This is a genomic window from Paenibacillus whitsoniae (assembly GCF_003955665.1).
GTDB lineage: Bacteria > Bacillota > Bacilli > Paenibacillales > NBRC-103111 > Paenibacillus_E > Paenibacillus_E whitsoniae.
On record NZ_RXHU01000015.1, the window covers coordinates 308,214 to 322,778 of the forward strand.

Genomic DNA, 14,565 nt, shown 5'->3' on the forward strand with positions numbered 1-14,565 from the left:
TAACAATACTATAAATGGAGAGCGATCTCCGTTTAATGATTATACGGAGAATACTCTCCGTTTGTCAACTAACAAACGGTAGTGTAATATTTAATCAAGAGAGGTGTTCGCTTAAGATGTCAAAGAAGGTCACATCAATTACAGGCAGCGGCAACGCTAGTCCTCCCAGCTTGGCGTCCAAATCAAAAGGACTGAGAGCCGATGCCCAGCGAAATCGGGACAAGTTGCTCGAAATTGCCCACAGGGTCTTTACAACCCATGGAATAAAGATCTCGATGGATGATATCGCTCGACATGCCGGCATGGGCGTAGGCACTGTCTACCGGCATTTTCCGACCAAGGAGGAATTGTTCGGGGCAGTGATGGTTAGCCACAAGACTCGTCTTATCGAGGAAGCAAAAAAATGGCTTCATCATGAAGATCCGGGCGAAGCGTTCTTTCGCTATTTTGCAATCGTCATCCGTGAAGCCATTGCGAACAAGGCGATAACCGACGCCCTTGTCCGCAGCAGCTTGAAAAAGGACGAAGCACTCATAGAAATTGCGGAGGACTTCTGGCGAGAGATCAATCAACTTCTCGTCCGTGCCCAAAAAAGCGGATCCGTTCGGAAGGAAGCCAGTATTGAAGATATCAGGTTTCTTCTTACCTGCATCCTGCAAGCCAACGGTGATGGAAATTCTTTTCCAGACCGTATTGTGTCGATTATATTCGATGGCCTTCGTGGGACAGAGCACAACCACAAAAAGAGCCGTTCATAAGGACAATGCCATTAAGATAAGGCACACGCCCAAAAATCAAAAAAAGAGCCTGTTATGCCCAAATAATTACATACGCAATAGAAATTCTTACTCACCTAACGGGGACGATAAATAAAGGGGTACACATATTATGCATGACTAATATGTGTGCCCCTTTATTTTATTTGACTTTATTAAGTTTAGGTCTTGATAATTTTCATACTCTCTTCCGATAAGCTTTCATTGCAAAGAATCCAGCGACGAGCATAATGCCGCAGCACCAGGCTAGCGCGATCCAAATATCATGGCCTACGGGCTGGCCAGATAGCAAGGCACGGATAGCTTCTACAATGGAGGTGACCGGTTGGTTTTCAGCAAAGACACGAACAACCGTCGGCATCGATGCAGTTGGCACAAAGGCCGAACTGATAAAAGGGAGGAAGATCAGCGGGTAGGAAAAGGCGCTTGCGCCATCGATCGTTTTAGCGGACAGTCCGGGTATCACTGCGACCCACGTTAAGGCCAGTGTAAACAGCGCAAGTATACCGGCTACAGCAAGCCACGGCAGCACGCCCGCGGACGAGCGAAAACCCATTATCAACGCTACAAGAATGATAACAAAAACCGATATGGCGTTGGATACCAACGAGGTGATCACATGCCCCCAAAGCAAAGCGGAACGAGAAATCGGCATGGTGTAAAACCGCTCAAATAGGCCTCGCTGCACATCGGTAAATAATCGGAATGCGGTATAAGAGATTCCGCTGGCAATCGCCATAAGAAGGATGCCCGGCAGCAAATAATTCACATAGTTATCCGTTCCGGTTCGGATGGCACCGCCGAACACATAGACGAACAGCAGCATCATCGCGATCGGCATGATGGTGACCGTGACGATGGTGTCCAAGCTGCGGGAAATATGCCGCATGGAACGTCCAACCATGACGCCCATATCGGTGAAAAAATGATGTTGCACCGTCTCCATTTACTTCCCCTCCCTTTTACCGATGATCGTGAGGAATATTTCCTCTAATGTCGGTTGCTTCTCAACATATTCCACCTTGGCCGACGGAAAAAGCTGCTTAAGATCCGCGAGTGTTCCTTCAGCGATTATCTTCCCCTCATGCAGGATGGCGATGCGATCGGCAAGCTGTTCCGCCTCCTCCAAATACTGCGTGGTAAGGAGCACCGTCGTACCGCCGTCAGCCAGCTCCTTAACCACTTTCCAAACCTCAATGCGAGCTTCAGGGTCTAGCCCGGTCGTAGGTTCGTCAAGGAAAATAATCTGCGGTTTGCCAACGAGGCTTAAGGCAATATCAAGTCTGCGGCGCATCCCACCCGAATACGTAGATACCCTGCGGTCGGCCGCATCTGTCAAGCCGAAGCGTCTCAGCAAGTCTTCCGTAACCTGACGTGGATTCTGGAGGTATCTCAGCTTCGCAATCATCATTAGGTTTTCCCGACCGGTTAAAATTTCGTCCACAGCGGCAAACTGCCCGGTCAGACTGATCGATTGCCGTGCAAGATCAGGCTTTGCCAAAACATCGATCCCGTTGATCGCCGCGGCCCCACCATCCTGCTTGAGCAGCGTGGTGAGGATTCTGACAATGGTTGTCTTGCCTGCGCCGTTAGAACCAAGCAGAGCGAAAATCTCACCGCGCTTGACTTCAAAATCGACGCCCTTTAGGACTTCCGTGTCCTTGAAAGACTTCCGCAGACCGTTTACTTTAATTGCCGTGTTCATCCTGTTCCTCACCCTTTACTTTTTTTATCAGTCACCTTTTTCATCGCCTTGTTCACTTCTTGCATTGCAGATTCTTGATAGATGTCAGCATACGTTTTGGAATCTTTGATGAGATCATCGGCGAAAGCCGCGACATCTCGGCCTGTCACATCCAGCACGCCTTTCCCCATGGCCGCGCCTTCTTCAAAAAGATCGACAATGCCCGAGAGCAACGCTGTTCCCTCTGTCAGCTGGACAGGGCCGACCTTAAAGAAATATTTTTGAATTTCTTTGTAAACAATCTGATAATCTTGCGGAAGCACTTTGACTCGCGCCATGTGGGCCCGCCACTCTTTTTTACCTTCGATGATATCCCGAATTCCCATGATTGTTCCTCCTATTTACCTAATTTTTTGGCAATACTACGATTAAGCTGCTCACGCCACTTATCCCGGTAAGACTTTGCCCCTTCTTCGCCGGCCAGCGCTGCGCAGAAGCCTTGGATATCATCACCCAAAACCTCTTGAATACCTTGGCCATCTGCCGCCGCTTCTTCGAGGAGGCCAAGCACCCCGTCAAGAATAGGCATCAGGTTGCGACCGCTGAAATCTGAGTAGGTCCAAAGAGTAGCATTTACTTTCTGCCATGCCGCTTGATAATCAGCCGGCAGTTTGAGGGCGCGCGATTCAAAAGCTTTCATTTCTTTCGTCATGTCGCTGCCCGTGATTTTTTCCCAGAAGTTCATTGTTTTGTCTCCTTTAACTCGTTAATTTTGGATGATACGAACGACCATTTGTCCCAGAACCTCTGCAGCTCTTTGCGTCCTTCTTCGTTGATTGCAAAAAACTTTCGAGGCGGTCCCATGTCAGAGGGCTTCTTGGTGATTTCCACCAGCTTGTTTTTTTCAAGCCGGATCAGGATCGTATACACCGTTCCCTCCACAACATCCGTGAAACCGAGGGCGTTCAGCTGCCGCGTGATCTCGTAGCCATACGTTTCGTTGCGGCTTATAATTTCAAGGACACAGCCCTCAAGCACCCCCTTGAGCATTTCCGTTATGTTATCCAACACCATCACTCCTTGCTATTCTGTATCACAGGTATGCTGTATTACTTACTACCACTATAACGTAACACTTAGTAGTCACGTTGTCAATAGTCGTTTTTCTCATCGCTGAATAAAATTCAAATGCTTCATTCGGTTGATAACAGCCAACACCTCATTCATTCTTGGCAGCTCAAGCCATCTTTCGAAACCGGGGAAAAAAGAAGAAAATACAAGATCTACGCCTTCTCTCTCCATATCTTCGAGCGCTTTTTGGATCTTTTCATGAAGCAAGATGAGCGAATCCTGATTACTTATCGCGATTTTTCGAAGTAAAAAGGCAATCGCTGCAAGCTGAGCGTGGGATGTGATATTGTAAAGCCCTCTGATATCAACTTGTTCGTCACCGATCATGAGGTACCCCATGGTTGAAACCCTCAGCTTTTCTGTACCACTGCCTTGGGGATAGGCCGAAAAGTGATCGGTGATGATTTCTCTTATCTCCCATTTTGTAAAGGGAATACGTTCTCCTGGCTTGTCATGTTCACATAATTTTTTGGCTTCCTGAGTTACGTTTATAGGCATAAAATTGTCCATCAGAATGATGTAATCGGCAACGGATAAAAATTCGCCGCTGCCGCCAATCACGAGAATGGAAGAAACGCCGACAGCCTCATAAAGCTCCCTGACACGTTCCGTGAAAGGGGTAATGGGTTCGCGCTTGATTAATGAACGCATTTTACTATCCTGGATCATGAAATTCGTCGCACTTCTGTCTTCATCAATAAGGAGCAGCTTGCACCCGAAGTTGATGGCCTCCATGATGTTGGCGGCTTGAGAGGTGGAACCTGAGGCGTAGCCCGTCGAAAACTGCTCAGCCGAACCATGGGGGATCCATTTTATAAACGGCGTAATATTGATATTTTGTATGGATCTGCCTTCTTCTGCCGAGATTTCCATGGCACTTTGATCTGCAATCACAAGTTCTCGCCCATCGCCTGCGATGTGATTGTAAATCGCCGAATTTAGCGCATCCAGCATGGTGCTTTTCCCCGAGTAACCACCGCCGGTGATGACCGTCACACCTTTCTTTATCCCCATTCCTCGCACGCCACAAATTTCGATTTCAAGATCTTCCGGGGATGTAAACGGCAAAGCGCCCTCCAGCGGCCCGCTGCCCTCTTTATTTCTTGGCAGGATGCTGCCATTCCCAATAAACGCACAATATCTACTTGATTTCAGCCATTCGCGAATCCTATTTTGTTTTTTTACCATTTCATAAGCAGCATTTAACTTGGTGAGATCCCAATTGCCGATAAACGCCTCCACTTCTTTAGGAAGCATTTTACAGAGCATCCGCATCGCTTTATCATGATTCTGGAACGGAAGTTGAACGGTAATCATTAGGCATAGAACCCATTGTTCCGAGATGACCTGGACAAAGGAGGCATTACGCTGCAACACCACATTGGTTGGACGAAAACAGTAAAAAGCGCCATTTTCTTTCTCCGAACGTGACCGGTTATAAATCCCTTCATTTAATGCCTCCATATGGCCAACCCATTCTCTTAAGGCAAAATCGGAGAGAACAACGCCATCCGTATTTTCAACTAAGCCGAGACGGTCAAAAGGTATTCTTATGGTGATACACGGTTTATCCAGTGTTAGTTTATGTGTCCTTTCAATGTAATAGGCCACATCATTGTACCAATAGGTTGGGTCGCTGATCATTCCCCCCTCATCGTAATAGGAACCTTCATAAATCAAACTGTACGAGGACTGTCCGGATTGCATGGAGCGAAAATATTGAGCGAGTCTTTTCATCGAATATCATCCTTTCAAAGTTGGTAAAAAAATAACAGCCACTCTGTGAGTGGCTGTCATAGAACGGCAAGAACGCTTACACGTTCCTTCCGCCTAAATATAAAAGCCCTGAGAGTGAATCCTACCCCCAGAGCTAATGTATCCATAAAAAAACGACTATAAAGCGGCATGAGGATAAGACATATATGTTGTTGTTTTCATTGTCCTCACCTCGTTACGAATTATTTTTACAACAGCACAATCATACCATGAACATCGTCTACAATATAGGGAGAGAATCATTATAATGAATGTACCAAATACATATCCGTATAGTAATAATATGGCCCTGGCATTGCGGTATCCCCGGTTGCCACAGGCAAAACATAAACTTGCAGCGGAGCCCCTTCCTTCCAGGCCTCCACTTCCAATTCATAAGTTCCTGCTGCCAACGTTAACTCAACCCGCTGCTCCAGAGGAGCACGGTGATACGCCGGCATAAATTCGGGCACATGCTTGCAATCGATAACGATCTTCCCATCCAGCTTCAAGATAATGGGGGCATTGGCCGCTGCAATCAATCTCACTTGCCGATCCGACGGGTTATGGAGCGTTGTTATCGCTCGATATTGTCCATCCGCTTCCATCCCAATAACATTCTCCCATTCAAGACGGTTGCCCGGGAAATAAGCCTCGATGCCTTCGCTGTGATGAGGTCCCCAAACCTTCCAGCGAGAGGCGCCAATCAGTGTAAACGGCAATTTCACGCTTGCCCATACCGCATGATCGTGAATGCGTGTCCAGTGGAAGACAAGCTCATGTTGACCGACTGCTGAAGCAGGGGCATGAATGTCTGCTTCCCATTCAACATGCTCGTTCGGCTGCAGGATGGTCTTGATTGCATCCGACCCCTCCCAACCTTGGGGCAGCTCAAGAGAAAGGGTTCCCGTAAGTGCCGTCAGAGAGTGATTAATGAGTGTAAACTTCACTGTTTTCGTCTGGTTTGCGCCGATAGCAGGCCCTTCAGGGCCGTACGCAATGATCAGTTCAAGCGCCGGATTCTGCACCGTTCCCTGCGGCAGCATGTAGTGATTTGAAGTTGCACTTCTTTTCCAAAGCGCTCTAACCTCCTCCATTGATGACTCGCGTCCGCTCCAGCAGGTCGGCTGATCGGGATGAACCAGAATATTTGCATGGGAAGCGGCCAACACCTGTTTACCGACACGAATGGTTCGACTGGTCAATTCCTCCAGGTCTTTAGGAACCAGGAATCCATTGATCGGAGGACTGACGACGATACGGTCACCGACCGGACTCACCCATTTATCCGGGAGTCCTTCCGGTCCAAGCAGCATGCCCAGTATAGCGCCTAGCGTCGCGGCCGTACAATCGGTATCGTAACCACAGTTGACGGCTTTGAGGATTGCGTCTTCGAAATCAGTTCCGTAGAGCCAGCCTAGCATGGTAAACGCGATATTTTGCGGCGCATCCGTGAAATTATCGCTGCCATGGTGCTCCAAGATAAGCTGACGAGCATCCGTCCAGCTTTTCCCCTCTCCGTGCCAGGTGAGCAAATCTTTTACGGCCTTATAGGTTCGACTGTACTCCGGTATGAACGTTAAACCAATCTCAATCAGCCGGTCGCGATCCTTCTCAAAGAAAATAGCGCTTTCGATGGCCGCGAAAAACATCTCTCCATATACACCCTCACCACCCGCATGATCGACGATGGCATCCTGATAAGCATACCGAGCTGCAATCTCCGGCATACCGGGAGCGACCATCGCCCATATTTCGGATCGGATGGGAGAACCCATACAGTTAGTGAACGGGTTGTTGAACGAGCCCGCTACCGGAGCAATCAATCCTTGCCGCAAATTGGTCAGCGCATAGCCATACTCATCAAAAGGGAAGAAAATATGATCCAGCCATTCCTGCCCAAGCTCCCTCGCCGTCAAGCCAGGACCGTACTGCTCGAGGGCGTGCAGCCATACGAGCTGCAGGTCGAGGTCATCATTTTCGAGCGGACCATCCGGCAGCTCCGGGTAAAACGTCAATGCCAACAGCTCCTTAACGCCCTCTACCGGCGCACCGAGCGTTCCCCCGATATTTTTACCGAGCCATCCCCCGTAAACGATCCGATAATAATCCTTTTCATTTAGCATGTTCATGCCCATGGCGCAGCCTCCGATTATGATATACTTGTCACAGTCCGATTATAATAACGCTTTCTTGACGAAGCCATGAACACGATTTAGATGTTTTTGCTAAAAAAATCGAAGGGAGTCATCTCATGTACTATTCCATGTCGCGATTATCCTCAATAGACGTGAAGTGGGCCGATCTTTTCAATGCAAATGCGAACCCTTCGTTTCTCGATAAACACTATAATCCGTATTATGAACTGATCGTCGCAGCGGAAGGAACGGTGAATTTGGAGGCCGGTGGCGTCCGCAACGTCCTGGAGGCTGGAGATTCCCTGCTGCTCAGTCCCTGGGAGCAGCATCATGGATGGAGTGTTAAAGAACCGCAAGGCAAATTCTACTGGGCCCAGTTTGCATGTTCCCCCGGACTGGACAAATTCAATACCACGAGCGCAACGGAACTTCATATTGTCCATGCCGAAAGAACCGAACTTAGAACAATCGAATTCGGCCATGAAGATATGCTGATTGTCCCTCGTTTGCACCGGAACCGGCAGCGATATAAATTGCTCAGCCGCTTTGAAGATCTTGTGGATACGATGAGGCATCCGCGGGGCTACTTTCGTTTTCAAAGTACGCTGATGATCGCGGATATGCTCGGTCTCATCGCCAACGATTTCCTAGAGCAAAGCCATCTGGATACGGCGTTCCCGATTTCCTACTTCACCTTCCGCAAGCTAGTCGATCATTTGAATAATTTTTACGAATCCGACATTTCCAGAAAGAAGCTTGAGCAAACACTGGACTACAAATACGAATACTTATGCCAAGTGTTCAAAAAATACGCAGGCATCTCTATACTGCGCTATATTCAGCAGCTTCGCATGCAAAGAGCCAAGTATCTGCTGCACCACACTGGCAAAAGCGTCCAAGACATCTCACAGGAAGTCGGATATCCGGATCCGTTCTATTTCAGCCGACTGTTCAAAAAGCTCGAAGGCGTTGCACCTCAACATTATCGTGACGCGAATACAAAGCACCATTAACCATAAGGCACAGAAAATATATAGATCTTTCCAAATTCAAGGAAAAATTGTGAGGCATTAATATTTCCAACATTGGAAATATTAATGTAAACCGCGCTTACCTTGACGAGGAGGGACTGTTTTGTGAAACTGTTCAAATGGCTAACGAATACGAAGACCAGCTTCCCAGCTCCTTCATCGAATCTGTCTGATAAGCCCGTTTCCTTTGTACCAGCTTCTGATGAATCGTTAGCAGATGCTGCCATATCGAACCGTTTGGCTGCGAATCGCGAGCGGATCGATCACACTTTTATCAATTGCAGCGACATTATTACCCTTTCCTGGTCATATGGGTCTGATATGCAATACGAGGCTTACTCGGTGTATGCCAAAACGCTTATTCAAAAAAAAGACTTTAACGCCTTCAAGGAAACGTTAAAGGATCTGGTTGAAGGTTCTCCCCCTCCTGATGTGGATGTAACGCCGCAAACGGTCAGCTACTATTTCAGCCACCATGCGGCTTCTTCCAAAAGCGCTGACATCATTGAAAGTTTCCCAGAAGCGGTTGACGCCATACTGGAAGGCAACATTGTCATTTTTTTCGATCAGTGGAATTGTGCGTTAAGCTACAAAGCGGTTGGTCTCGAAACGAGACAGGTCACAGAATCGGTTACCGAGCCTGTCGTCCAAGGCCCGCGAGAAAGCACCGTTGAGAGCATCTCCAAAAACTTGGGCATGCTCCGGCTTCGCCTCAAATCGCCGGATTTGAAAATCATTACACTTCCGCCGTCAGGCCGTACGAAGACAACCGTGGCCTACAGCTATTTACAAGGTGCGGTCAACCCCGAAGTGCTGGCCGAATTCGAACGAAGGATGACGAAGCTCCGCGACTTGGATATTCTCGAAACTTCCTATATTGAAGAAATTCTCGAGGATTCTACGTATTCTCCGTTTCCACAATTCAGATATACCGAACGAACGGATGTAGCCACGGCCGCACTGCTGGAAGGCAAGATTATTGTACTCGTCGACGGAACCGGCTCTATGCTGATCTGCCCCAGCTTCCTCGTCGAAATGCTGCAATCCAGCGAAGACTACTATCAACGAACGGTGGTTTCCAGCCTCATTCGACTGCTGAGGATTTTTGCCGTTCTCATCGCGCTTGGACTCCCTAGCCTGTATATCGCTTTTTCTACCTTTCATTCGGAGCTTATTCCAACCGTTCTGCTGATCGCTGTCATCAATTCCAGAGAAGGCATTCCGTTCCCTGCGGTAATTGAAGCTTTTATCATGGAGTTTCTATTCGAGCTGCTGCGCGAAGCCGGCATCCGGCTTCCCCGCCCGGTTGGCTCTGCAGTTAGCATTGTCGGTGCGCTGGTCATCGGCGAAGCGTCCATTAATGCCGGGATTGCTTCACCGATCATGGTCATTATTGTCGCTTTGACAGGTATTGCTTCCTTTGCCATTCCACAATACAACTTTGCTTACGGGCTGCGTCTGCTTCGGTTTCCGATTATGTTGTTTGCTGCGTTTCTCGGCATTTTCGGCATTCTGATTGCCTTCTTGCTGATCTGGCTCCATCTGGCTACTCTGCGCTCCCTCGGGCAGCCTTATTTAAGCCCGATTGGCCCCTTCTACCCCAAACAAATGAAGGATGTGTTCATTCGCGCACCGCTGCGTACCTTAATGCGCTCCCCTCGCATGATGAAGAATGATAAACCGCAGCACTAATCTCCACAGTCTGCGCAAGAGGTGATAACAGGCATGGCTCCAGCCGTATATCGGTTCGTGCTTAGCGCCGGCATGCTGATCCTACTCACCGGATGTTGGGATCGATCCGAGCTCCCCAGCAAGGGGTTCGTCATGGGGGTGGCGCTTGACCGCACGGATGACGGACAATTCGAGATGACGACACAGGTATTCAAGCCTTCCCAAGGGCTGGTGGGTATGAGAACGAGCGATAAATCAACGGTCAATATTGTGACACATAACCATACCTTGTCCAAAGCGATTCGCGATATCCCCATTCATCTCGGTCGCAAAACGATGTGGGGCCACGCGCGGATATTAATTATTAGCGAGCAATTGGCACGTGAGCACAATGTGCTCGAGACCCTCGACTTTTTTTATCGCGATCATGAGCCCCGGCTAACGACTTCGCTCGTCATCGCCAAGGGAAAGGCCAGTAAATATCTGGAGATAAAGCCGCTTATTGAAAACACCATCTCTCAGCAGTTTCATCAAAGCAGCGATGCTGCCGACATGAATAGCTCCAAAACGATCAATACGAACTTGCTGGATCTCGGTTTGCAATTGAAGAGTCAAGTCGGCAACGCAACAGTGCCTTACCTCTACCTTACCGAGGATCACGATGTCGCGGCAACGAATGTCGCTGGCGTTGCCTTGCTGAAAAAAGGCGTCATGGTCGGTCTAATGAAGCCATTTTATGTAGAGAGCTTGCAAATGCTTCAGAATAACTTCAACAGCGGCATGGTTGCCGTCGCCTGTCCCCATGACAACAAAAAGGAAGAAGCTGTTGAAGTCCTCTTTCTCTCCAGCGCTTGGAAACCGGTCATTGTTCCCGATCAGCCGCTTCGCACCCATATCGCAATCAAAGCGGACGTAGCCTTATTGGAAGCTGCCTGCACCAAGCTGGAAACACAAGAAGATGAGCAGCGATTCAAGGAGAAAATCGAAGACAATATTCGCAAGCAGGTATTGGAAATGTTAACCTGGCTGCAGCGCAATAAATTCGACGCCTTAGGACTTGGCAATAAAGTGTACCAGCAGAATCCTGCACTTTGGAAGAAGTGGAAACCCAACTGGGAAGATCGCTTTGCGGAAAGCGAATTTAGCGTAAACGTTAGCGTTCATCTCAGTACAACAGGTACCTCCATTGGTAAGCCAACCTAATTAACTGTGTGACGGGAGGCTGGCAAAGATGACAAACCCTAGCATCTTGATGCTGCTCATTTATGCCGTCATCGCTATCGCTGACTGGTCCAGGCTGAAAAAGCTCAGTCGTCGTGATCAAATTGCCTATGCGGGAATTTTCCTGCTTTCTTGTTATTTGGCGGTTGATTATATCTGGCATCTCTCCCTGTTTTTCATTGAAGATGCCGCACAGCTGCTATTTGGCGGCTGGGGACGCCGACTGCTGGACTTCCTGAACGTTCCGCCAAGCTAAATTAACTTAATGACGGAGGTGATGCACGCGATGTATCAGAAAGAGCAAATCAATTCCTTTCAGATGGCGCTGCTGTTCTTCGCGTTCATGACAGGATCGTCCATTGTCAATATTCCCGGTCCGCTGATCGGCTTTGCCAGAAACGGCGCCTGGCTGTCGCTGCTGATTGCCATGTGCAGCGGCTTGCTCATGCTCTCGGGCGTGCTCTTTTTATACAAGCGCTTTCCCGAGTTGACGCTCATCGAATACAGTCGAAAACTGGTAGGGAATGTGCTAACCTGCATCCTGGCTATCGCTTTCGTATCTTTTCAGTGGCATATGACATCCGGGATCGTGCTGGATATCGGTCTGTTTATGACCAGCTCCATGATGCGGCAGACGCCCTTATATTTGTTTCTCTTCTTCGTCTATATTGTCGCGGCGCTATCCGTGCGCTCCGGCATTGAGACGATAGCCCGCATGCTGCTTGTTCCATTTGTTATCGTTATCCTCTTCATTGTACTGACACTCATTCTGTCGATAAACAATTATGACGTCTACCAGTTGCTCCCCGTCATGCCTGAAGGGGTGAAACCCATTCTACTTGGCGGCTATTTTGCATACGGCTTTCCCTATACCGAGTTGATCCTGATGTCCATGCTGCTCCCTTATGTGCGCTCAGACGAACGTTCCCTGGTTGGCAAACGGATGTATGTCGCCTTGCTGCTGAACGGCTTCTTCCTTCTCGCAGTGACGCTGTGCACAATCCTTGTATTTGGACCTATGGCCGGAGAGCGCAAATATTCCATGTTCGAGGTTGCACGTATTATTAACATGCTGGAGGTCATTCAACGCATCGAATCCATTATCGGCATATCGCTCATCACCACCGCCCTCATGAAGGCGACCATAACCTTGTATATCCTGAATCTTACGCTTTCCAACCTGTTCAAACTGTCGGATAACCGAATTCTTGTCTATCCGCTGGCCCTGACTTGTTTCCTCTTCTCCCTCATGCAAATTAGAAAAGGAGCCGCCTTCTGGGTCAATTCGGTTTCTGTTCTTCATGGCATATGGGGGACGTTCGCCTTAGTCCTTCCCTTACTCTTGTTGATTGCCGTCGCGCTACTGAGAAGAAAGCAAAATGAATAACCCAGCAACCGTAGTGGTTTGCTGGATTATTCAGTACAAGAAGGCGCGATTCCCCCTTTTCAACAATGTCTTACGGTTTTACCTTGCTTAAGTAAAATACGTTTTTACCACCGAGTACGCCAGCTTCGGACGTCGATAACGATCGACAATGCCTTTACTGTTCTGCGTGCCTGCACGTGTCAGCAGCCATCCGTCGGCCTCAGTCACACGACAGTCGCAGAACTGCCAGATCAGCATGCCCGAGAGGAACGGCAAGGATCGGTAGGCCTCCAAATTCGCTTTGATGATATCCGCCTGCCTCTCCTCCGTTCCTTTCACGCGGCTTGGATCCCGATAGCCATAGAAGCCATCCGCACCGAATTCACTCATGATCATCGGCTTATCCTTGCCGCCGGCATCATCCGCCCACTTGCGGGCTTGCAGACACAGCTCGTAGGGATCCTCCTCTCTGTACCAAAGGGGGTATAAATTAACCGAGACAATATCGGCCAGGTCGAAGCACAGCTCCCTCTCCCGATGATGCGATGCGAAGGTGAGCGGCCTTGAGGTATCCATGGAGCGAATCTGCTCGAACTGTTTGCGATACATCTCCCGTCCTTCCACGGTATCGCTTGCACATTCGTTAAGAATAGCCCAGATTATGATACTCGGGTGGTTCACGTGGGCTTCCACCATCTCGCGGTTGCAATCCTCACACTGTCGCTCAAAGAGCGGATGCTGCATATCCTTTAAGCTGAACCCTCTGGCATGATTTTCCTCCCAGACGAAGATTCCCCGCTCATCACATAGATCCAGAAGACGCTCATCATTCGGATAATGACTTGTTCGTACAGCATTTGCCCCCATATCGAGCATTAATTCCATATCCTGCACCATTAACGGGTAAGGAATCGCCGCTCCGCATAAAGGGTGATCCTCATGCCGGTTAAAACCTTTGAGCACGACAGGCTCACCATTTACCTTGAGCTGCCCGCCTTCCGTCGAAACGGTTCGAAAGCCTACGCGTTCAATGAGGTCGTCAAGCACTCTGTTTCCATCATCGTTAAATAGCTGTGCTTCCAGCGCATACAACTGCGGCTGGGATACCGACCACGCAGCTGCTTGCGGAAAAGGAACCGTCACCGAAACCTTCCTTGTTGCATCCGGAGGGACAATAACGCCTTCGTCAAACGGTACATCCCATTCGCCGAGCTTGCCGTGAAGACGAGCGTTCCTCCGTTCCTCACTGGTATTCCTAAGGACAAGGTCGATCTTGCCGCTCCAGCCCTCTTCTGTATATAGGGGCGTAAATGCCATTCGCTCGATAAACAGGTCTGCGATTTCTTCCACGGCTGCCGGACGAATGATGCCCCCATAGCTGTAATAATCGTTCGGAATGTGCAGGGCAGATTCTTCATGAAAGGAATTATCCACCAGCACTGCGATTTCATGTTCGCCTGCTTCAACTTCCGGCAGAACAAACGTGAATGGGGTATAGGCATTGTAGTGGCGGCCCAGCAAACGACCATCCCAGTACACATGTGCCGTATGGCTGACTCCCTTAAAAACCAACCGGATGGCCCCTTTACGGGATACGGTCACTTTGGAGCGATATACACCTCTGCCTCTGTATGTGCTGAACTGCGGATGCATCTCCCAGCAGCCTGGCACTGGCATGCGATACCGGTAAGATGCGGGAAGTTCATCCCCGGAACCAATCGGCTCGAAATCCCAGTCTCCCTCCAACTCTTGTACCGCTCGAATTCGATTCGTCTGAAAAAGCCTTAGCATG

The 14,565-nt window shown here is 49.0% G+C and carries 14 protein-coding genes; 6 read left to right on the forward strand and 8 right to left on the reverse strand.

Going from position 1 to position 14,565, the window contains the following annotated elements:
- The first annotated feature begins 116 nt into the window (after positions 1 to 116).
- Positions 117 to 758 (forward strand): TetR/AcrR family transcriptional regulator, encoded by a 642-nt coding sequence (locus EJQ19_RS05910; RefSeq protein ID WP_164716345.1) that lies wholly within the window; start codon positions 117 to 119, stop codon positions 756 to 758.
- 196 nt (positions 759 to 954) lie between these two features.
- Here EJQ19_RS05910 and EJQ19_RS05915 read toward each other — a convergent pair whose 3' ends face one another.
- From EJQ19_RS05915 to EJQ19_RS05945, 7 genes are all read right to left on the reverse strand, one after another.
- Positions 955 to 1,722 carry an ABC transporter permease gene (locus EJQ19_RS05915; protein ID WP_126140266.1) on the reverse strand — a complete coding sequence of 256 codons (768 nt, stop codon included), beginning with the start codon at positions 1,720 to 1,722 and terminating at the stop codon, positions 955 to 957.
- Positions 1,723 to 2,481: an ABC transporter ATP-binding protein gene (locus tag EJQ19_RS05920; protein WP_126140267.1), complete on the reverse strand. Its 759-nt coding sequence runs from the start codon at positions 2,479 to 2,481 to the stop codon at positions 1,723 to 1,725.
- Between the two features lie 8 nt (positions 2,482 to 2,489).
- Positions 2,490 to 2,846 (reverse strand): DUF1048 domain-containing protein, encoded by a 357-nt coding sequence (locus tag EJQ19_RS05925; RefSeq protein ID WP_126140268.1) that lies wholly within the window; start codon positions 2,844 to 2,846, stop codon positions 2,490 to 2,492.
- An 11-nt stretch (positions 2,847 to 2,857) separates the two neighbouring features.
- Complete coding sequence (locus EJQ19_RS05930; RefSeq protein WP_126140269.1) at positions 2,858 to 3,205, reverse strand: DUF1048 domain-containing protein; 348 nt, start codon at positions 3,203 to 3,205, stop codon at positions 2,858 to 2,860.
- Positions 3,202 to 3,510: a PadR family transcriptional regulator gene (locus EJQ19_RS05935; RefSeq protein ID WP_277600924.1), complete on the reverse strand. Its 309-nt coding sequence runs from the start codon at positions 3,508 to 3,510 to the stop codon at positions 3,202 to 3,204. The genes EJQ19_RS05930 and EJQ19_RS05935 overlap by 4 nt, the downstream gene beginning before the upstream one ends.
- A 117-nt stretch (positions 3,511 to 3,627) precedes the next feature.
- Entirely contained in the window at positions 3,628 to 5,328 is a 1,701-nt protein-coding gene (locus EJQ19_RS05940) for a P-loop domain-containing protein (RefSeq protein ID WP_126140270.1), read from the reverse strand.
- Between the two features lie 281 nt (positions 5,329 to 5,609).
- A complete protein-coding gene (locus tag EJQ19_RS05945) occupies positions 5,610 to 7,484 on the reverse strand; it encodes an ADP-ribosylglycohydrolase family protein (RefSeq protein ID WP_126140271.1) in 1,875 nt (624 codons plus the stop codon).
- Positions 7,485 to 7,600: 116 nt separating this feature from the next.
- On the opposite strand from EJQ19_RS05945, the gene EJQ19_RS05950 reads away from it, so the two are divergent.
- From EJQ19_RS05950 to EJQ19_RS05970, 5 genes are all read left to right on the forward strand, one after another.
- Positions 7,601 to 8,497, forward strand: a complete 897-nt coding sequence (locus EJQ19_RS05950; RefSeq protein WP_126140272.1) for an AraC family transcriptional regulator — start codon at positions 7,601 to 7,603, stop codon at positions 8,495 to 8,497.
- Between the two features lie 123 nt (positions 8,498 to 8,620).
- Positions 8,621 to 10,207 carry a spore germination protein gene (locus tag EJQ19_RS05955; protein WP_241242749.1) on the forward strand — a complete coding sequence of 529 codons (1,587 nt, stop codon included), beginning with the start codon at positions 8,621 to 8,623 and terminating at the stop codon, positions 10,205 to 10,207.
- A 33-nt stretch (positions 10,208 to 10,240) separates the two neighbouring features.
- On the forward strand, positions 10,241 to 11,389 hold the full coding sequence (locus EJQ19_RS05960; RefSeq protein ID WP_126140273.1) for a Ger(x)C family spore germination protein: 1,149 nt from the start codon (positions 10,241 to 10,243) through the stop codon (positions 11,387 to 11,389).
- Between the two features lie 28 nt (positions 11,390 to 11,417).
- Positions 11,418 to 11,663 (forward strand): hypothetical protein, encoded by a 246-nt coding sequence (locus EJQ19_RS05965; RefSeq protein ID WP_126140274.1) that lies wholly within the window; start codon positions 11,418 to 11,420, stop codon positions 11,661 to 11,663.
- Between the two features lie 30 nt (positions 11,664 to 11,693).
- Positions 11,694 to 12,794, forward strand: coding sequence for a GerAB/ArcD/ProY family transporter (locus EJQ19_RS05970; RefSeq protein ID WP_126140275.1), 1,101 nt, complete (start codon positions 11,694 to 11,696; stop codon positions 12,792 to 12,794).
- An 87-nt stretch (positions 12,795 to 12,881) separates the two neighbouring features.
- Here EJQ19_RS05970 and EJQ19_RS05975 read toward each other — a convergent pair whose 3' ends face one another.
- Complete coding sequence (locus EJQ19_RS05975; protein ID WP_126140276.1) at positions 12,882 to 14,564, reverse strand: glycoside hydrolase family 2 protein; 1,683 nt, start codon at positions 14,562 to 14,564, stop codon at positions 12,882 to 12,884.
- Position 14,565: the final 1 nt, after the last annotated feature.

What these genes read in the sequence shown, in the direction of transcription:
- EJQ19_RS05910 (WP_164716345.1), top strand. Translation starts at nt 117, where the DNA reads ATGTCAAAGAAGGTCACATCAATTACAGGCAGCGGCAACGCTAGTCCT.
- EJQ19_RS05915 (WP_126140266.1), bottom strand. Translation starts at nt 1,722, where the DNA reads ATGGAGACGGTGCAACATCATTTTTTCACCGATATGGGCGTCATGGTT.
- EJQ19_RS05920 (WP_126140267.1), bottom strand. Translation starts at nt 2,481, where the DNA reads ATGAACACGGCAATTAAAGTAAACGGTCTGCGGAAGTCTTTCAAGGAC.
- EJQ19_RS05925 (WP_126140268.1), bottom strand. Translation starts at nt 2,846, where the DNA reads ATGGGAATTCGGGATATCATCGAAGGTAAAAAAGAGTGGCGGGCCCAC.
- EJQ19_RS05930 (WP_126140269.1), bottom strand. Translation starts at nt 3,205, where the DNA reads ATGAACTTCTGGGAAAAAATCACGGGCAGCGACATGACGAAAGAAATG.
- EJQ19_RS05935 (WP_277600924.1), bottom strand. Translation starts at nt 3,510, where the DNA reads ATGCTCAAGGGGGTGCTTGAGGGCTGTGTCCTTGAAATTATAAGCCGC.
- EJQ19_RS05940 (WP_126140270.1), bottom strand. Translation starts at nt 5,328, where the DNA reads ATGAAAAGACTCGCTCAATATTTTCGCTCCATGCAATCCGGACAGTCC.
- EJQ19_RS05945 (WP_126140271.1), bottom strand. Translation starts at nt 7,484, where the DNA reads ATGGGCATGAACATGCTAAATGAAAAGGATTATTATCGGATCGTTTAC.
- EJQ19_RS05950 (WP_126140272.1), top strand. Translation starts at nt 7,601, where the DNA reads ATGTACTATTCCATGTCGCGATTATCCTCAATAGACGTGAAGTGGGCC.
- EJQ19_RS05960 (WP_126140273.1), top strand. Translation starts at nt 10,241, where the DNA reads ATGGCTCCAGCCGTATATCGGTTCGTGCTTAGCGCCGGCATGCTGATC.
- EJQ19_RS05965 (WP_126140274.1), top strand. Translation starts at nt 11,418, where the DNA reads ATGACAAACCCTAGCATCTTGATGCTGCTCATTTATGCCGTCATCGCT.
- EJQ19_RS05970 (WP_126140275.1), top strand. Translation starts at nt 11,694, where the DNA reads ATGTATCAGAAAGAGCAAATCAATTCCTTTCAGATGGCGCTGCTGTTC.
- EJQ19_RS05975 (WP_126140276.1), bottom strand. Translation starts at nt 14,564, where the DNA reads ATGCTAAGGCTTTTTCAGACGAATCGAATTCGAGCGGTACAAGAGTTG.